The sequence below is a fragment of the Secundilactobacillus collinoides DSM 20515 = JCM 1123 genome, assembly GCF_001435975.1.
Taxonomy (GTDB): domain Bacteria; phylum Bacillota; class Bacilli; order Lactobacillales; family Lactobacillaceae; genus Secundilactobacillus; species Secundilactobacillus collinoides.
Genome location: NZ_AYYR01000117.1, coordinates 1 through 19,452, shown reverse-complemented (window position 1 = coordinate 19,452; position 19,452 = coordinate 1). Strand labels below are relative to the sequence as shown.

Annotated in this window: 18 protein-coding genes; 9 read left to right on the top strand and 9 right to left on the bottom strand. The window is 46.1% G+C overall.

From position 1 onward, the window contains the following. Positions 1–140 precede the first annotated feature (140 nt). The 6 genes from FC82_RS14740 to FC82_RS14715 all read left to right on the top strand — a co-directional run bounded on the left by FC82_RS14740 (position 141) and on the right by FC82_RS14715 (position 7,683). Positions 141–1,616: a UbiD family decarboxylase gene (locus tag FC82_RS14740; protein WP_056997382.1), complete on the top strand. Its 1,476-nt coding sequence runs from the start codon at positions 141–143 to the stop codon at positions 1,614–1,616. 587 nt (positions 1,617–2,203) lie between these two features. Further along, a complete protein-coding gene (locus FC82_RS14735; RefSeq protein WP_056997381.1) occupies positions 2,204–3,376 on the top strand; it encodes a 2-isopropylmalate synthase in 1,173 nt (390 codons plus the stop codon). Next, on the top strand, positions 3,376–4,449 hold the full coding sequence (gene leuB, locus FC82_RS14730; protein ID WP_056997380.1) for a 3-isopropylmalate dehydrogenase: 1,074 nt from the start codon (positions 3,376–3,378) through the stop codon (positions 4,447–4,449). Before FC82_RS14735 ends, leuB begins: the two co-directional genes overlap by 1 nt. Then, entirely contained in the window at positions 4,430–5,809 is a 1,380-nt protein-coding gene (gene leuC / locus FC82_RS14725) for a 3-isopropylmalate dehydratase large subunit (protein ID WP_056997379.1), read from the top strand. Before leuB ends, leuC begins: the two co-directional genes overlap by 20 nt. After that, a complete protein-coding gene (leuD, locus tag FC82_RS14720; protein ID WP_054760208.1) occupies positions 5,806–6,390 on the top strand; it encodes a 3-isopropylmalate dehydratase small subunit in 585 nt (194 codons plus the stop codon). Before leuC ends, leuD begins: the two co-directional genes overlap by 4 nt. Positions 6,391–7,146: 756 nt before the next feature. Then, positions 7,147–7,683 (top strand): transglycosylase SLT domain-containing protein, encoded by a 537-nt coding sequence (locus FC82_RS14715; protein ID WP_054760206.1) that lies wholly within the window; start codon positions 7,147–7,149, stop codon positions 7,681–7,683. A 98-nt stretch (positions 7,684–7,781) separates the two neighbouring features. Here FC82_RS14715 and FC82_RS14710 read toward each other — a convergent pair whose 3' ends face one another. From FC82_RS14710 to FC82_RS14690, 5 genes are all read right to left on the bottom strand, one after another. Then, positions 7,782–8,051 (bottom strand): hypothetical protein, encoded by a 270-nt coding sequence (locus FC82_RS14710; RefSeq protein ID WP_054760204.1) that lies wholly within the window; start codon positions 8,049–8,051, stop codon positions 7,782–7,784. Positions 8,052–8,279: 228 nt separating this feature from the next. Beyond that, the gene (locus tag FC82_RS14705) at positions 8,280–8,549 is read right to left on the bottom strand and encodes a hypothetical protein (RefSeq protein WP_056997378.1); all 270 of its coding nucleotides are present in this window, start codon (positions 8,547–8,549) and stop codon (positions 8,280–8,282) included. A 181-nt stretch (positions 8,550–8,730) separates the two neighbouring features. Then, on the bottom strand, positions 8,731–10,242 hold the full coding sequence (gene xylB, locus FC82_RS14700) for a xylulokinase (RefSeq protein WP_056997377.1): 1,512 nt from the start codon (positions 10,240–10,242) through the stop codon (positions 8,731–8,733). 155 nt (positions 10,243–10,397) lie between these two features. Next, positions 10,398–11,744, bottom strand: coding sequence for a xylose isomerase (xylA, locus tag FC82_RS14695; protein ID WP_054760200.1), 1,347 nt, complete (start codon positions 11,742–11,744; stop codon positions 10,398–10,400). A 297-nt stretch (positions 11,745–12,041) separates the two neighbouring features. Next, the gene (locus FC82_RS14690; RefSeq protein WP_054760198.1) at positions 12,042–13,226 is read right to left on the bottom strand and encodes an ROK family transcriptional regulator; all 1,185 of its coding nucleotides are present in this window, start codon (positions 13,224–13,226) and stop codon (positions 12,042–12,044) included. A gap of 382 nt (positions 13,227–13,608) precedes the next feature. Between FC82_RS14690 and FC82_RS14685 the strand changes: the two genes are divergently transcribed. The 3 genes from FC82_RS14685 to greA are packed head-to-tail and all read left to right on the top strand — an operon-like array spanning position 13,609 to position 15,794. After that, on the top strand, positions 13,609–14,727 hold the full coding sequence (locus FC82_RS14685; RefSeq protein WP_056997376.1) for an aminotransferase: 1,119 nt from the start codon (positions 13,609–13,611) through the stop codon (positions 14,725–14,727). A gap of 18 nt (positions 14,728–14,745) precedes the next feature. After that, entirely contained in the window at positions 14,746–15,303 is a 558-nt protein-coding gene (locus FC82_RS14680) for a cysteine hydrolase family protein (RefSeq protein ID WP_054760197.1), read from the top strand. Positions 15,304–15,326: 23 nt separating this feature from the next. Continuing rightward, the gene (gene greA / locus FC82_RS14675; protein WP_056997375.1) at positions 15,327–15,794 is read left to right on the top strand and encodes a transcription elongation factor GreA; all 468 of its coding nucleotides are present in this window, start codon (positions 15,327–15,329) and stop codon (positions 15,792–15,794) included. A gap of 205 nt (positions 15,795–15,999) precedes the next feature. Here the strand turns inward: greA and FC82_RS14670 are convergent, their stop codons facing one another. The 4 genes from FC82_RS14670 to FC82_RS14655 form a co-directional block, all read right to left on the bottom strand. Beyond that, positions 16,000–16,710: a hypothetical protein gene (locus FC82_RS14670; RefSeq protein ID WP_056997374.1), complete on the bottom strand. Its 711-nt coding sequence runs from the start codon at positions 16,708–16,710 to the stop codon at positions 16,000–16,002. Between the two features lie 39 nt (positions 16,711–16,749). Further along, the gene (locus FC82_RS14665) at positions 16,750–17,370 is read right to left on the bottom strand and encodes a DUF1648 domain-containing protein (RefSeq protein ID WP_054760193.1); all 621 of its coding nucleotides are present in this window, start codon (positions 17,368–17,370) and stop codon (positions 16,750–16,752) included. Beyond that, complete coding sequence (locus FC82_RS14660) at positions 17,363–17,641, bottom strand: autorepressor SdpR family transcription factor (RefSeq protein ID WP_054760191.1); 279 nt, start codon at positions 17,639–17,641, stop codon at positions 17,363–17,365. Before FC82_RS14660 ends, FC82_RS14665 begins: the two co-directional genes overlap by 8 nt. 423 nt (positions 17,642–18,064) lie before the next feature. After that, positions 18,065–19,348, bottom strand: coding sequence for an O-acetylhomoserine aminocarboxypropyltransferase/cysteine synthase family protein (locus FC82_RS14655; RefSeq protein WP_056997415.1), 1,284 nt, complete (start codon positions 19,346–19,348; stop codon positions 18,065–18,067). Positions 19,349–19,452: the final 104 nt, after the last annotated feature.

The following is a 19,452-nucleotide window of genomic DNA, read 5'->3' as shown; positions in this document are numbered from 1 at the left end:
TGACGATGATGACTGTCGAATGAATTATCCGCCATCCATTCTTTTTGGGACTGGCACCTGTTCAAATTGGAATAAATCATTAACCGGCTTGATGTTATAGTTACGATAACGTAGACAAAACTGAAAGGAATGTGATTATTGTGGCGGAAGAACCCTGGAATTTACGACGTGTTCTGGCATTATTTAAGAATGATCCGAGTAACTATCATGAAACGAATATTGAGGTTGATCCCGATGCCGAGTTAGCCGGTGCGTACCGTTATATTGGAACTGGTGGGACGACTGCTCGCCCCACGGGTCATGGTCCCGCAATGATGTTTAATAAAATCAAGGGGTTCTCAAATACTCGTGTCCTGACGGGTATCATGGGCACTCGTCAGCGTGTGGCAAAAATTTTTGATATGGACGCTAAAAGATTGGGGCAATATGTCGGGCAAGCCGTTGCGAACCCCATCACACCCGTAATAACTTCAAACAAGGATGTGCCCGCGCATGAAGTTGTTAAATTAGCCACGGATGCAGACTTTGATCTGCATACTCTGGTGCCTGCACCAACTAATACCCCCGAGGATGCTGGACCATATATCACAATGGGATTGGTATTAGGGTCTAGCCTTGATGGTTCAATGAGCGACGTCACTATTCATCGAATGGCCATTGAAGAAAAGGATAAATTAGCAATTTATATTAATCCAGGTGGCCGCCATATTGGTGATTTTGCCAAGGAATACGAAGCGCAAAATAAACCGATGCCAATCACGATCAACATCGGTTTGGACCCAGCTATCACGATTGGTGCCACCTTTGCTGCACCGACAACCCCAATTGGTTACGACGAACTAGGCGTGGCGGGCGCTATTCGAAACCAACCGGTCGAACTGGTTCCGGCTATCACTGTTGAAGAAAATGCAATCGCACAATCTGAATACACAATTGAAGGCTACATCTTGCCAAATGAACGTATGCAAGAGGATATTCATACGCATACCGGCAAAGCCATGCCAGAATTTCTGGGATACGATGGCGTGGCCAATCCCTCTTTGCAAGTTATCAAAGTTACTGCAGTGACACACCGATCTGATAATCCAATCATGCAAACAACTTTAGGACCAAGTGAAGAACTCGTATCAATGCAAGGTATTACGACAGAAGCTAGCATTTGGGATTTGACACAAAAAGCAATTCCTGGGAAAGTCACGAATGTTTATAACCCCTCTTCAGGCGGCGGTAAATTGATGACCATTCTCCAAATTCACAAATCAGAAGCATCTGATGAGGGCATTCAACGTCAGGCCGCCCTGCTCGCCTTCTCAGCATTTAAGGAACTTAAAACAGTTTGGTTGGTCGATGACGACGTTGACATCTTCGATATGGACGACGTAATGTGGACAATGAACACTCGTTTCCAAGGAGATAAAGATGTGATTGTCTTGCCTGAATCGCGTGGCCATGCATTAGACCCATCACAAAACCCAAAGTATGACCCAGCCTCAATTCGAACGATTGGAATGACTTCAAAAACTATTATTGATGGAACAGTCCCGTTTGATATGAAAGAAGCATTCAAACGAACGCAATTTTTAGCAGTCAAAGACTGGAAAAAATTTCTCAAGTAGTTATTAGTGATTGCCGATTCATCGAGACAAATAAAAGTGATGCATATGCATCACTTTTATTTGTTATGTGCCAATGTTCCGCAAAAATTTCTCGTGATTCATTCAAATTCATTATTAAATCAATGTGTATTTACCAGGGGGAAAAACTGTCCATGATCCCAATTAAACCAGTATTTACCGGCAATTGATTTATAAAATATTCCAAACAAACATAAAAATAAAATTAAAAAAAGATAAATGTGCTTATAATCACATCATAGCAATCACAGTGAGTATTCAATATGGAATATATGTGATTTTAATGAGAATAATCCTTGTTCCCTCTCAGAATGTATGTTAGATTTACTTCATACAAAAAACGAACGGAGGTTACAACTATGAAAAACCAATCAGTCTCACAATCACAAATTAAAACTGCTGCAGTTGTAACCTTTGCGTTAGCCTTATTATTATAACCCAGGACTTAGACATCTAAACTTGTCAAGTCCTGTTTGCGTTATGAGAATGGGGCTTTGACAGAACACCCCATTCGACTGAATGGGGTGTTTTTTGTTACTTGGGTTCTAAATTTTAAGGAGGTCATTCTTATGACAAAACAAATTCAATTTTTCGATACCACGTTGCGTGACGGGGAACAAACCATTGGTGTGAACTTCAGTGTTGACCAAAAAATTGCGATTGCCAAACAGCTTGAGGATTGGGGCGTTGATGTGATCGAAGCCGGATTCCCAGTTGCTTCAAAGGAGGATTTTGACGCCGTCCAAGCCGTCGCACGCGCCGTGAAGAAGGTCCGCGTTACCGGACTAGCGCGGGCCCGTAAAGGCGACATCGATGCTTGTGTTAAAGCTACCGCTGACGCCGCCCATAAACAGATTCACGTCTTCATCGCCACCAGCCCAATTCATCGGGATTCCAAACTACATATGACGAAGGCGCAAGTCATCGATTCCATTACTGAACACGTTACATATGCCCATAAATTCTTTGACATCGTTGAATTCTCACCAGAAGATGCGACCCGGACAGAACCAGACTTCTTGGTAGAATCCATCCAAGCTGCCATTGATGCTGGGGCAACCGTGATCAACATTCCAGACACCGTTGGGTACACGAACCCGGTTGAATTTGCCGCCCTCTTCAAGAACCTGCGGGAAAACATTCCAGCGTTTAACGACATCACCTTCTCCGTTCACTGTCATGATGATCTTGGCATGGCCGTTGCCAACAGCCTGGCTTCCATTGAAAACGGTGCAACCCGTATCGAAGGCACCATCAATGGTATCGGCGAACGTGCCGGTAATGCCGCCCTTGAAGAAGTGGCAGCTGCAATGTACGTCCGTAAAGACTACTACGATGCTGAAAACAACATCAACATGAAAGAAACGAAGAAGACCAGCGACATGATCAGCAAGTTTGCCAAGATGCCGGTACCTCACAACAAGGCCGTCGTTGGAGCTAACGCCTTCGCCCATGAATCAGGGATTCACCAAGATGGGATGCTGAAGAACCCGCAAACTTACGAAATTCTCACTCCTGAATCAGTTGGCGCTGCTAAGACCACGCTGCCTTTGGGCAAGCTTTCCGGCTCCCACGCCGTGATGGACAAGCTCAACGAAATGGGCTTCAGTGTTGACCGCGACGCCATGAAGACCATCTTCCCGATCTTCAAGGATTGTTCCGATCACACGGATATCGTTTCCGAAGATGATCTGACCCGAATCATGTCCCAAGTAAATTCTACCAGCGAGGTGAGCGCTTAATGACTGCACAAATTGCCGTACTTAACGGGGACTATATTGGTCCAGAAATCATGGCTGCCGGGCTAAAGGTCCTGGCCGCCGTTACCGAAAATCAAAATTTCGACTACGCGCTTCATCCCGTTCCTTTCGGGGGTGAAGGCATCGATAAAATGGGCGACCCGTTACCCGCATCCACGTTAGCCACCTGCAAGCAAGCCGATGCCGTGTTACTTTCCGCAATTGGCGGCCCCAAGTGGGATAAAGCCAAGCGCCGGCCAGAAACCGGTTTGCTGGAAATTCGAAAAGCGCTGAACCTGTTTGCAAACATCCGGCCAACCGTGATCAGTCCGGCAATGCGTCAGTATTCACCAATCAAAAACGAAGACCCCGTCGATTTCGTTATCGTCCGCGAACTGACAAGCGGCATCTACTTTGGGACGCCGCGTGAAACTCACGAGACCTACGCCCTGGACACCATGCGCTACACGGAAAACGAAATTGAACGTATCGTTAAGGTCGGCTTCGATATGGCTATGAAGCGTCGCAAGCACGTCACACTGGTCGACAAGGCCAACGTTCTGGATACCAGCAAATTCTGGCGAAAGATTACCGCTAGAATTGCTGCCGACTACCCAGAGGTGACTTACGACACAAGTTATGTTGATGCTGCTTCGATGAAGATCATTGCTGACCCTGGTCAGTTTGACGTCATCTTAACGGAAAACCTCTTCGGTGACATTCTCAGTGATGAAGCCGCACAAATTACTGGGTCGCTCGGAACCATCCCTTCAATGAGTAAGGGTACCGATGGCCCCGCCCTCTACGAACCGATTCACGGTTCCGCACCCGACATCGCGGGTCAGGGGATTGCTGATCCATTGTCCATGATCAAATCTGTGGCCATGATGCTCGCCAACTCGTTTGACCGGCAAGACCTGTCAGACACGATCATGACGGCCGTCGACAAATCAATCGACGATCAGATTGTCACCCCCGACCTTGGTGGAACATCAACCACCGATGAAGTTACCGATACGATTATTAAAACGATTAAGAAAGTAGGTCAGCATAATTATGAGCCAAACCATGTTTGATAAAATCTGGGACCGTCACGTTATCACCGGTAAGGTCGGCGATCCGCAATTGATTTACGTTGACTTGCATTTATTGCACGAAGTCACGTCACCACAGGCCTTTGAAGGCTTGCGTGAAAATAACCGGAAAGTACGCCGGACCGATAAGAGTTTTGCTACGATGGACCATAACGTTCCTACCAAGGATATTTATAACGTTAAGGATGCCATTTCCAAAAAGCAAATCGACACCCTCGGTAAAAATGCTAAGGAATTTGGTATTCGGCTTGCCGGCATGGGTCACGAAGATCAAGGTATCATCCACGTTATCGGTCCGCAATTAGGGCTGACACAACCCGGGATGGTCGTTGTTTGTGGGGATTCTCACACTGCCACTCACGGTGCCTTTGGTGCCATTGCTTTCGGGATCGGGACCAGTGAAGTTGAACATGTTTTGGCAACGCAAACCATTTGGCAAACGAAACCAAAGACGATGGGCATCCACGTTCACGGCAAGATGCCCCACGGTATTTTTGCCAAGGACATCATCATGGGCATCATCGCTCGTGAAGGTGTTGCCTTCGGGACCGGCTACGCAGCCGAGTTCTACGGCGATACCATCAAAGCGATGAGTATGGAAGAACGCATGACGCTCTGCAACATGGCCATTGAAGGCGGCGCTAAGATGGGCTCAGTCCAACCTGACCAAACCACCTTTGATTACGTTGCCGGCCGCAAATACGCGCCAAAGCACATGGACAAGGCCATCGATTACTGGAAACAGTTCTACACCGACGACGATTCCGCTTTTGACAAGGTCATCGACTTTGACGTGAGCGATTTGGCACCCTTCGTCACTTGGGGCACCAACCCCGGCATGGCGGTACCAGTTGACCAGCCGTTCCCAGAAATTAAGAACGATGATGATCAAAAGGCTTACGACTACGTTGGGTTGAAGCCAGGCGAAAAAGCACCAGATATTCCAATCGAATTTGCCTTTTTCGGGTCATGTACCAACGGCCGCCTCTCTGATTTGAAGATTGCCGCCGATGTTCTGAAGGGTCATCACATTGCCCCGCAAGTCACCGCCCTCGTCGTGCCCGGTTCCCGAACCATCAAGGAAAAGGCTGAAGAACTCGGTATCGATAAGATCTTCAAGGACGCCGGTTGTGACTGGCGCGAACCAGGATGCTCTGCTTGTCTGGGGATGAACCCTGACCAAGTACCCGCTGGCGTGCATTGTGCGTCAACTTCAAACCGGAACTTCCAAGGCCGACAGGGTGCTGGTTCCCGAACCCACCTTGCTAGCCCAGCCATGGTGGCTTACGCAGCCATTAACGGCCACTTTGTCGATATCAGAAAGGAAGGTGTCACCGAATGAAACCCATCACAACAATCACGAGTACCTCAGTACCGTTAATGAAGGAAAACATCGACACCGACCAACTGATTCCAAAGCAGTTTTTAAAGAATATTTTGAAGGTCGGCTACGGTAAGAACCTGTTTTACGATTGGCGCTACACCGCTCCTAACCAACCTAATCCAGACTTTATCCTCAACAAACCAGAACGCCAAGGGGCCAACATCTTAGTTACCGGCGACAACTTTGGTTGCGGGTCTTCACGAGAACACGCTGTTTGGGCGTTGAAGGACTATGGTTTTCAAGTTGTCATCGCAGGCGGATATAGTGATATCTTCTACATGAACAGCACGAAGAATGGCTTATTAGCCATCATTTTGCCTGAGGACCAACGTGAATTTTTAGCCGCTGCACCATCCGACGCTGAAATCACCGTTGACCTGCCGAACCAGGAAGTCCGCTACGCTGGCAAGGCCTTCCACTTTGACATTGATCCGCTTTGGAAACATAAGTTTGTTAACGGCCTGGATGACATTGCGATCACGATGCAGTATGAGGACCAGATCAATGCTTACGAGGCTGCTATCCCTAACTTTGATTAGAACAATTATTATCAGATATGCTTGGTGCGTTGTGCCTGACCGAACTGCTGCTTGCGGTTGCCGAGTACTGACCACGTTAACAGCTACTCAATTAATCAGTATGTAAAAGACCACCTCAGATTAGGGTGGCCTTTTTGTTGTCTATTAATCCTTTTTGCTGTCTATTAATATAGAAGAAACTTCACTTTAATGATCTTGCGTTCAATCACTTTCGACTTATTACTACTGCCTTTTGCCCCTTATTGAGGGTCGATCACACTGAGCAGTTGCATGAAGCGCTTCGAAGCCAAAATTTCATGATTGTTTTCCGATGAAAAGCGTTTATCGTCTGGTAAAAACAAAAAAACTGGCTTTTTAGGCAACGAAAAAACTCATTCAAATTGAAAAAAAGCTCCTCTTTTAAAAAAAATCGAGAAAATTCGGTATTTTTTTCGCAAATTACCCCATCTTTTCCCGTTACAGTTTATGACCAAAATACACACTTTTGACCTATTCGCCTATTATTTTTTTGAAATTGAGCGCGTTTCACGCCCATTCTCATCACTAGCACGCCAGTTTTGTACTAAATTTCTCAATATTACAAATATTACAGTTTATGACAATATCTCGACATTTTGCCATGATTGACGCAAATCCTTAAAATACACGTTACCCAACACTAACAATTAGCCGTTAAACTCGTACCTGTTGACTCGTGTTAGTCAGCAATTGAAAGTAAACGGAAGCTTTAGATTTTTACAATTAGGAGTGTATATCTTGAAAAATATTGTTAACAAAATTCTCGCTACCACCGCAGTTACCTTTGGTTTAGTCGCTGCCGGTGCCGTTACCGCAAACGCATCAACTACCTCTGCATACGCAAGTCAAGCACCTTCATACAGCCAATCATATTCTGGTTATGGCTACCGTCACAGTACCCCATCGTACTCATCATACTCGACTTCAACCACACCATCATACAGCTCATATAACTCATATAGCTCAACTGGTTCAACTACTAGCTCAGCTTCAACGAGTTCTTCAACTTCAACAACAAGTTCATCATCAACATTAAGTTCAAGCGAACAAAGTTATGTTCTGGAACAAATGTCATCACGGACCGGTGTTTCTGAATCAACTTGGAACACCATCATCACCCGTGAATCAAACTGGGAACCATACGTTGTGAACGCAACTAGTGGTGCTTATGGTTTATTCCAAAACATGCACATCAGCAGTGGTGACGTCGATGCCCAAATCGATGCCGCTGTCAGCCTGTACAACTCACAAGGCTTATCTGCTTGGGGCGAATAATTTCACCCTGCTGCATTAATTACGATTGACTAACACACATTTAAAGCCATCTGACAATGATCGTCAGATGGCTTTTTTGTATGCTTTTGGTAGTGGGGTTATTTGTAGCCGTTATTATTCCCACCAGACTTCATCACTCTGGCTAAGACTAAGAAGAACAAAATCAACAGCAGCCAAATAACAGCAATAAGCGCGATTGAAACAAGCGCCGCACCAATGACGTCCGGAGCCTGTGAAATGTTGTAGACCAGTCCAAATAGCCCGTCTAGGGGGTGGTGAAACATCAAGGCGACCGGTTCAAAAACTAAGTTCAGGATCACACCGATCATCACCCACATCGTTGCGTTTTTAACAGCCTGTATGACCATTTCTCAGCCTCCCCAATACTGATATTATCGCAATCATATCAAATTGATCTCTGAGGAGCAACCCTATCTGGGCTGAGTACAATCGGATTAATAATGACAAAAAGGACATGCATGTGCACATCCTCTCTGATACCACGCCATACAATAAAATCGGGCTGCTTATTGAAAGCATGCTGGGCTGACAGTATACCACCCGAAACTCCGATTGTTTGGCTTTCTTCATTGTCTTTATTTTAAGAGATCATCCTTGCCCATATAAGCGTTCAGTCTTTGTACGGCAAGATATACCAGTGCCAGTGCTAACCACGCTAAAATGAGAATCGCCGAACAACTCCCCAATGCTAGCCAAACATTTTTTGCCCTTAAAATACTGATAAATAATCCCAGCAAGCCATTTGAATGGTGCTTAAAAATTAAGGATAACGGCTCAAAAATCACGTCTACAACAAGCAGGATAACAAAGTAATTTGTCGCGCCTTTCGTTGCTTTTCTCCACATTTAGATCACCTCTCCACTTTTTAACCCTCTTTCAGCATACCAAAAATTGGGGAGGCGACAAGGCAATCAATTTTTCATAATAAAACGCGTGACATATTGTCAAACCTGTTTGTTGTTTTTGACACGAAACAGCGATATAGTGCGACTTAAAAAGACCAGCCGCAGCTGGTCTTCCTCAACCCTATTTATCGTTTTCACGCCGGTAATCCAACAATTGGTGACTCAGATCTTTAGTCTGGTTATAAACCTGACCGTAGATTTTGTGCAGTTGGTCGTACTTCTTCGCGTTTTCCGCGTTCGGCAGGTATTCCTTGCCAAAGTGAACGAATTTCTCGGCACATTCTTGGAAATCCTTGAACCATCCCAGGCCGACCGCTGCAATCATCGCAGCGCCCATGCCAGGGCCTTGTTCGTTGGTCAAACTGACAACTTTCTTATTGAAGATATCAGCTTGAATTTGTAACCACAGAGGACTCTTTGCACCGCCGCCAATGGCAACGACTGTGTCGAATTCTTTGTCGTGTTCATCATAAATATCCATGATGTCCTTGAAGGAGAAGATGATGCCTTCCAGCACGGCCCGAACAAAGTCTCTCTTCTGGTGGGTTCCGTCAACACCGATAAAGCTCCCACGGACGTCAGCATCCGCATAAGGTGCCCGTTCGCCGACGATATATGGTGTGTAGATCAACCCGTTGGCGCCAACGGTCGAATCACCCGCACTGGCTACCATGTCGTTGAATGAAACATCCTGGGCAAATGTGCGTTTAAACCAATTCAATGAATAACCGGCTGCCAAAGTAACCCCCATTGAATAGAAGGAATCTGGAATGGCGTGGTATTCAAACTGGAGCACGCCATGGTAGTCAACGGTCGGGTCTTCCTCGTATTTCAGTACAACCCCTGAGGTCCCGATACTAGACAGCACCATGTTTGGTGACAAGATACCAGCACCAACGGCACCAGCGGCGTTATCAGCGGCACCACCAAAGACTTCGGTATGGGTGTCCAAGCCAGAAAACAGTGCGTAGCTTTCAGAAACGTGACCAGCAGAGTCAATCGACTTCATTAAAGGTGGGCACATTGAAACTGGAATATCGAAAGCATCACAGATGGCCTTGCTCCAGTCACCAGCCTTCACGTCAATAAGGACGGTCCCAGTAGCGTCTGAGTAATCCATCGCAATTTGGCCAGTCATGCGGTAACGGACATAATCCTTGGGCAGGACAAAGGTCTTCGCCTTAGCCCAGATATTGGGTTCGTTTTCCTTGACCCAGAGCAGCTTTGGCAACGTGAACCCTTCAAGCGGCTGATTCTTAGTGATCTCAACAAACTTGTCGCCAAGCTTATCTTCGATCTCAGCACGCTGTTTAGAGGTCCGGGTATCGTTCCACAAAATGGCGGGACGTAAGACCTGGTTGTTTTCATCAAGCAGTACTAGCCCGTGCATTTGACCTGAGAAACTGATCCCAGAAATCTCTTCTGGTTTGATGTGGTCTTCCAGAATCAATTGCACGATAGCAACAGTTGTCCCAGAAACCCATTCTTCGGGGTTTTGTTCACTGTAGCCAGGGTGCGGCTGAGACAGTGGGTAATCATAACTTTGCTGGGCGACAATTTCGCCGTCCCGGTTCATAGCGGACACCTTAACGGCACTGGTACCAAGGTCCACGCCTAAAACGTATTCGTTCATGGTTTTCTCCTCTTTGATTTTCATAATTCGGTGCACTTATAGACTAGGCTCGTCGCGTTCTGCACCGCCAAAACGGCACGTCCTGCAACGAAAACCAGAAAAAGCAGCGCGCAGACCAGGTCCACTCGCTGCTTTTATTTAACCATTTTTAATTGTTATTTGCCTAAAGTGTTAACAATGTAGTGGTTGATAGTGTCTTTGATTTGTTCCAAGTGATCTGATGATGTTGCGGCACGAAGATCAGCTTGGGTCTTGTCAAGGGAGTATGCTTCAAGTTCTTTGAAGCCTGCCTTGCCGCTTTCGATATCAGCACCGATACCTGACTTGTATGAGCTGTAACGGTCGGCAACGATGTTCTTCAAAACGCCGTCTTCTTCCATCTTAGCAGCTACACGTAAGCCGGCAGCGAAGCTATCCATACCAACGATGTGGCCGTAGAACAAGTCGTTTGCTTCGAATGAAGAACGACGAGGCTTAGCATCGAAGTTCAAACCACCGCGAGGGCCGATACCGCCGTTTTCAAGCACTTCGTACATTGCGGCAGTGGTCTCGTACAAGTTTGAAGGATATTCATCAATATCCCAGCCAATCAACTTGTCACCTTGGTTAGCATCCAATGAACCAAGTAAGCCGGCTTCACGAGCAACACGGATTTCGTGTTGGTAAGTATGACCAGCCAAGTTAGCATGGTTGCCTTCCAAGTTCAACTTGAAGTCTTTGTCCAAATCGTATTCCTTCATGAATGCGATCGTGGTTGCGGCGTCAAAGTCGTATTGGTGAGTCGTTGGTTCCTTTGGCTTTGGTTCGAGTAACATTTGCGCATCGAAGCCAATTTCGTTAGCGTAGTCCTTAGCTAAGCGGAATAACTTAGCAGCATGTTCTTGTTCCAACTTCATGTCGGTGTTCCAGAGTGATTCGTAACCTTCACGGCCGCCCCAGAAGACATAGTTTTCAGAACCGACACGCTTACCAATTTCCAAACTGTGCTTCAATTGAGCAGCAGAGTAAGCAAAGATGTCAGCGTATGGTGAAGTACCAGCACCAGCAACGAAACGAGGGTTAGTGAACATGTTTGACGTGTTCCAAAGAACCTTCATGCCAGTCGTCTTTTGGTAATCAACGATCCGGTCAACAACTTTGTCCAAGTTAGCGTTGGTTTCACGTAATGTGTCGCCTTCGGGAGCTAAGTCACGGTCATGGAAGCAAAGGAAGTCGTTTCCTAATTTGTCGTAAAATTCGAATGCGTAGTCAACTTTTGCTAATGCGTTGTCCATTGGGTCAGTGTACTTGTCGTAAGGACGCATAGCAGTACCATCACCGAATGGGTCAACCAGACGTTGGTCAAATGTGTGCCAGTATGCTACAGAGAAACGTAACCAGTCGCGCATTTTCTTACCAGCAACGACTTCGTCTGGGTTGTAATAATGAAATTCTGCACCAGAAGTTAAACTTGAGTTACCTACATAGTTAATCTTATCCATGTCCCATAATTGTTCAGCCATGAAGAAGCCTCCTAAAATTTTTTAAAATAGTTTTTCAATTAGTTTGTTCATACAACCAACTCACAAACACAGTATAGCGCTTACACCGGAAAATGCAAGCCCTTTTATGCGAATAAATCTGGCTATAAAAGCCTGAATGGCGGTATGTAAGGGTTTTACCTCTCAAAAATAAATTGAAATTAGTTGTTTTAAACAACTAATGCCGGTGCCAGTCCACAAAATTGCCACCAAAACTGCTTGTGAAATCATAAAAACCACCTCGACGATGATCCCCGTCAAAGTGGTCTGATAACACAGTTAAAATTCTTGTTGAGCAGCGAAATTAAGTTCGAAGTCCTCCAAGTTCAGGACCCGTCGTGTAATCAGCGCACAGCCGCCAAGCAAAGTGGCATAGTGGGAGTTCCGGGTGACTGTCATTGGAATCACCGTATTAGAAGGCACAATCTTACTGTAAGCTTCCCGAATCTCTGGCAACAATTCCGGCAGTGATTCAATCAGCGGCGAGTTCAGGAAGATCTCGTCCGGATCGTAGTCGTTGCTGACGTTAACGATGATCCGTGCCGTGTTCTCAACAAACGTGCCGATGACTTGTTTTGCAATATCATCATTTTCGTTGTAAAGTTTCACGACTGCGTACCGGTCCAGGGGTGCGCCTTTTCGTGCCTCACTAATTTGATTAATGATGGCATCTTCTGAACAGTAATCTTCAACCTTGTGCGGCGTCTCGACAACATTGTTCCCAATCCGCAATGACCGGCCAATTTCGCCCGCCTCACCATGGGCACCCCGATACAGTTTCTTATTGATAATGAGACCGGCACCGATCCCACGGTGGATACTGATGGTGACCGCGTTGCTCAGTCGCTGGTTTTCATCGTTGAAATCCCGTTCATAAACGGCAGCCAGGTTCGCTTCGTTTTCAAGCAGCACTGGCACATCGTACTTCTCGCCAAAGTATGTAACCAAGTCGATGTCTTCCATATCCAAGAAAGGCGAGTACGTAATGGCATTGGCATCGATGGTCCCATGAATGGCAAAACTAATACCCAGAAGATTGTGTTTCGTTTTGTCTTCGTTCTCCGCTTTTTCAATCTGCGTTTCGATTAGTGGCAGTATCTCTTGAATACTGAGCCCTTTCGCATCGACCTGAGTGTAGGACATAATGTCGCCTGATAAATTATTCTTCATCACGTGGATGTGCCGGTACCCAAAGTCAAAGTTCATGGTGTAACCGTATCTTCGATTAATTGCGAGAAGTACTGGCTTTCGGCCACCCGCTGTTGACGCGGCCCCCTCACCGAGTTCCTCCACGTAGCCTTCTTCTTTCAAAGCGTTGTAGAGGGAGGAAACGGTTGATTTGTTTAATGCTAGGTTACGCGAAATTTCGATTCGTGAAATTGGCTGGTGATTAAAGACCTGTGCCAGCACAGATTGAATATTTTGCTGATGCAGCTGCATCCGGTTTCGAATCGTGTTTGCCATCCTGAAGTCCCCCTCTGTTTGATTAATAATAAAGCCATTGTACAATACCTATTTACTAATAGACAACGTGAATTTAAGAACTGGTGTCTTTGTCAGCGTAAACGTATACCCTATGTTCTACTGTATATCAGTTTTTAGTGCTTGTGCATTTTATTTTTGAATCAGCATCTTGATAGTGAAACTAACTTTATGAAAAGGACCAGCCAGCTGAACCGCAAAAATCGAGCTAACTCTCTGGCAAACAACCGCCGTGAAGTGTTGATTCGCGTTATCTCACGGAAATATGACTGTGTGCTTTCGATATACAGTTGCTTCCTCAAATTACCCAACATTCCATGGTACAATGATGTCAACAAACCGTCCTTAGAAAGGGAGTTTCCTGATGAAAATTGCTGAATTTGGTGTCGAATCCTGGTTAAATAAATGGGAGAAATCGGCAACTTACGATATTTCACAAAGTACGATCGCCTCGATGACCATTGACGAGCTGTTGCAGACTAACGGTGATGACCGTAACCGCTTCTTTGACGACCTTGGCAAGGCAAAGATGAACTATGGCTGGATTGAAGGCTCGCCAGCGTTTAAACAACTCGTGGCTGGCCTCTATGACAACGTCCACGAATCGCAGGTACTGCAAACAAACGGCGCCACTGGTGCGAACCACCTAGCGCTTTATTCGCTGATTGACCCCGGTGACCACGTCATTAGCGAATATCCTTCCTACCAGCAGCTCTACGACATTCCCCGTTCGTTGGGCGCTGACGTTGACCTCTGGCACATTCACGAGGATGCCGACTGGTACCCGGACATCAATGAACTCAAACAGCTCATCCGACCTGACACCAAGATGATCTGTCTCAACAACGCCAACAACCCCACCGGTACGCTGCTGGATAAGGCCTTTCTCCAGCAAGTCGTTGATGTTGCGAAATCGGTTGGCGCATACGTTCTAGTTGACGAGGTCTACTTGCCACTCGATGACCCGAGTGCGTTTACCTCAATCGTTGACCTCTACGAAAAGGGCATCGCCACAAACTCGTTGTCCAAGTCGTACTCCTTTCCCGGCGTTCGAATTGGCTGGACGGTGGCTAACGATACGGTCAGCGACATTTTCCGCAAGTACCGAGATTATACGATGATCTGTGGTGGGGTGTTCAACGACATGCTAGCGGTGTACATTCTGCAGCACCGGGACCAAGTTCTGGCTCGCAACCGCAAGCTGGTGATGACAAACCTTGCTATTTTGAAGGACTGGGTCGCAAACGAGCCGCGCGTGAGTCTTGTATTTCCAAAAGCAGTGTCCACATCCTGCATCAAATTTGATATTCCAGAAGGGACTGAATCCTTCTGTCTGCGGCTTTTAAAGGAGACAGGTGTCCTATTAGTACCTGGCGATCGTTTTGACTTGCCAGGCCATGCCCGCTTGGGGTATTGTACGGATGAAACAACGTTACGCACGGGGTTACAGAAACTTTCCGAATTTTTACGTCAATTTGATTAAACCATTGGAGGTAGCCAAATGGCAGCTAACGAAGCGTTACTGATTATTGATTACACGAACGATTTTGTGGCCGATAAAGGCGTGTTGACGTGCGGTAAGGCCGGGCAAGTGCTCGACCCGTACATCGTCGCTCTGGCAGACCGTTTTGAAAACGATAACTCGTGGGTCATTTTACCAACAGATGTCCACACCCCAAACGACCCGTACCACCCCGAAACGAAATTGTTTCCACCGCACAATGTGCGCGGCACTTGGGGAAGAGAATTTTACGGCGATGTTGCGCGGTGGTTTAACGACCACCAAAACGATGAAAAAGTGTATATGTACGACAAGACACGGTACAGCGCCTTTGCGGGCACGGACCTGGACATTCGGTTGCGGGAACGCCACGTTGACACCCTTCATCTGACAGGAGTCTGCACCGATATTTGTGTGTTGCACACCGCAGTAGATGCCTACAATTTAGGGTACAACATTATCGTACACGAAAACGCCGTGGCAGCGCTGACCCCTGCTGGGCAAGAGTGGGCTCTTGGCCACTTTAAAGGCGTGCTTGGTGCAACTGTAACAGACTGATTTTTTGATGAAGAAGGGGTTTCATGCAACCGTATTTTAACAAAGTCACGCAGGCTGGCTACGACCAGATTGCCGCTGAAATTGAGGCACTAAAACAGTCGCGACCGGAAAAAATCGAACAACTGTCCGCTGCCAGAGCATTGGGCGACCTCTCCGAAAACGCCGAATATAGCGCCGCCAAGCGTGATCTGCTTCACTTAGAAAGCCGGTTGCGCTACCTCAGTAAACAGCTCCGATACGCCCAGGTAGTCAAGCCGAAGAACGATGCCGTAATTGAAATTGGCAAGACGGTCGTTTTACAATTTATGGACGACAAGTCGGAAGACACGTTTGAGCTAGTCGGAACACCTGAAGCAGATGTCGGTGCAAATAAAATCTCGTTGATCTCACCGATTGGGAAGGCAATCATGAGCCATACCGTTGGTGATGTGGTATCGATTGACGCACCGAATGGGGCTTATCAGGTTAAAATTTTAAAGGTAAATTTATAACTAAACTAAGCGTTGTATTACCATTGCAAAATATAAGCGCCCTGAGTTAAAAATGCCAACTTGGATTTTTAACTCAGGGCGCTTATATTTTGCGAACAGTTAAGTTAAATGACTAGAACGCCAAAATAACATTTTGATTGTGCACCGTGCTGCTTAGCACAGCCTTAATGAGTCATCCACCCCGTCATTTCGGGTTAGAACCAGCCTATTTTTCACTAAGCTGGTTAATTTTTTCTTGGAATATCGCTAAGTTGTTTTCCTTTTCATAAATGTCGTTATCGCTCACATCTTGGACATTCTGAAGAACCTTGTTCAATATCTCTTGGGCATTCTTGGCGGTAATTAAGGGCATCAATGCGGTCAGCAGCTTATACCGGCTGAATTCGAGATATTGGCTTTTAAGTTCTTGAAGAATCGCGTGTTCATATTTTTCAGCCCTGACTTCTCCGTATGCTTCAATATCTGTTGAAATAAGTTGGCTAATCGCCTGAATAGCTGCATCTTGCGTATTTGAAAGCCGTGATTGCACCTCAGGAAACGGCGCCTTCGTGATAATTCGGTCGATTTCAACGAGCGTCAGCAACAACCCACGTACCGAATCAACACGTTTCTGAACGTTGTTTTCACCAATTTTAAGGTAGCCATCCACAACTGTTTGATAGTCTTGGGCGATGAAATTAAATTCAAACTCGTCGTATTCATGATCCCTTGCATCACTCGAAAGCCACTTAACGTACTTTCGTGACAACTCGACTTTTGGCCGTTCTTCTTTGGGACGATCAACACCCATGTATTTGCGAATTTCCTGATAAAAATCATCGTTTTCTTCGGCCAACTCAACAACCATTTTTTCAAGCGCTCGCTTATCCATCATGCGCGCAACATGGGGTAACTCTGAATCTTCCGGTATTGCCATGATCAGCACTCTCCTTTAAGCCATTTGTAATTCAGCCTACTAATCTCTTTGTAAAGATACAAGCCCCACCACGATTACACCGATAATAATCACTAGCATTGCAATCGCTGAGGCCAATGGTGCAAAGAACATGCTGGCAATGCACAACAGACCGCCGACCACTAAAATGTAGCCCAGACGCCGGGTAGCACGCACCCAGTGCTGGTCATTTTGTTTGGTAGGCGTGTGGAACCCAACGTTGCTGTTCGCAGGAGCGGTCGGCAGATAGTTACCCATGGCAATAAAGACCAGTCCAATCACCAGCATGACGACCCGTCGAATATCAACTTCGTGACCTAAGTTAAACTGAATCGTTACCACGTATAAGACAAGATTTAACACTGGCACAATGCTGTAGAGCACCCGTTCCAATCGTGGTGCTGACCCTTTATGCGTGGCGTTCAACCGCGTAATGATCACCGCAAACCACTGCAGCGCGAGCATCATCAGCGGCAACCCGAACACGACCCAGTTTCTTCCAGCCCAGCCATCTGCCTGATTATTGAAATCAAAATGAATCGCCATTGTCGTGGGCAATTGGCTGTAATAAAAGACGCCATACAAGATCGGCAATAAGATCCAGAGACTTGTCCAACCGATGATTTTTTGCGTTTTAGTCATTTTCATGACCCCCTATCCCTAAGCTGTATATCCAAGTCAAAACCTCTTCGAATACCGTTGCGTTTAATTCATAGTAAATATAGTTTTTCTCTTTGCGTTCACGAATCAAGTCGGCCTTTTTAAGCAGTTTCAAATGATATGAAACAGTTGCCTGGGAGAGGTCAAACTTACTGGCAATATCCCCCGCTGAGTATGATTTCTCCCGCAGCAGTTCCAAAATCTGCCGCCGGACCGGATCAGCAATCGCCTTCAACGTCTGGCTCATGGCCATGGCATACACCCACTTTCTATTTAGATTTTCATCTAAATAGAGTATACACTATTTAGAAAATAATCGAAATAGTTAGGCATTAAAAAAGTACCCACTTCGAAAAGTGGATACTTTTTTACGCCATGCCACGTTGATCATCGTTATTTTATGAGAAGTATTGTCTTTGAGAAATTTGCGCTTCATGAACTTTTTGATGGTGTCACTGATAATCAGTTGTTGGTTGTGTGTGTTTAATAAGGTAGTATGGCGCGTGCCTATAACTTGTTTTGGAACATACCTAATAACTTGTCTATGTTGCTCAAGTGCCCTTAGACGACTCAGTCTGAGAGCGAGCGATGTTTTTGCCGAAAACAGTGCAGCTTGTTTATGATATTGCGTCACTTGTAACTTGCGGTGTGGGTTGAGCCCATCACGCTCCACACTCTAATCGATTTGATCCAATGCCTGACTTAAATCAGCAATCAAATCATCAACATTTTCAATCCCGATGGACAACCGGATCAAGTCTGGTGTGATACCAGTTTCCTTCAATTGTTCTTCGTTTAATTGAGCGTGTGTAGTCGATGCTGGGTGAATGATCAGTGACTTGGCATCACCGACGTTAGCCAGCAGTGAGAACAAGTTCAACTTTTCGATCAAGTCTTTCCCAGCTTTTTCGCCACCCTTTAAACCGATGGTGAAGATTGAACCAGTACCCTTTGGGAAGTACTTCTTAGCCAAGTCATTGTACTTGTTGCCTGGTAAACCAGGGTAGTTGACCCAAGCAACCTTTGGATGGTCGTTCAAGAACTTAGCAATCTTTTGAGCGTTTGAAACGTGACGTTCAACCCGAAGTGATAAGGATTCAAGACCTTGTAACAGCAGGAATGAGTTGAATGGGCTGATTGTTGCACCAGTATCACGAAGGGTTTGTGCCCGAACCTTAGTGGTGAAGGTTGCGGGGTTAATGTCGTTCCAAACGATGCCGTTGTATGTGTCATCTGGCGTGGTGAAGTCTGGGTACTTACCGCTCTTGGCATAGTCGAACTTACCGTTTTCAACGATGACGCCGCCCATTGTCGTCCCGTGGCCGCCAATAAACTTAGTTGCTGAGTGAATCACAACGTCCACGCCATGATCCAATGGTTGAATCAGGTAAGGTGTCCCAAAGGTGTTGTCAGCAATCAGAACAATACCGTTATCGTGCGCAATCTTTGCGACGGCTTCGATATCAATAATGTTGATACCAGGGTTCCCAATGGTTTCAATGTAAAGGGCCTTAGTCTTGTCATCGATGGCCTTGGCGAAATTTTGGGGATCGTCTGGGTCAACGAAAGTGGTCGTGATGCCCAATTTTGGTAAGGTTACGCTGAATAAATCGTAAGTCCCACCATAGAGGGTGCTGGCAGACACAATGTTGTCACCCGCGTTAGCGACATTTTCGATAGCTGCTGTAACGGCAGCGGCACCCGTAGCGAGGGCAACACCGGCAGTCCCGTTCTCAAGTTGGGCAACCCGCTTTTCCAAAACGTCGGTGGTTGGGTTAGTCAATCGGGTGTAAATGTTACCTGGATCAGTCAAGCCAAAACGACCGGCTGCTTGTGCGGCGTCTTTGAAGACGTATGAAGTCGTTTGGTAAATTGGAACAGCACGTGCACCTGTTTCATCAACAACTTGCCCTGCGTGTACCTGCTTAGTTTCAAAATGTAACTTACTTGTGTCTGTCATAATCGAACGCTCCCTTTTATTTTTAATATCTTTGTTAACCATTTTATAATCCTCAATTGTCAAGTTAAGTGCAACACTAATGGCCTATTCTTATAATTGGTCTA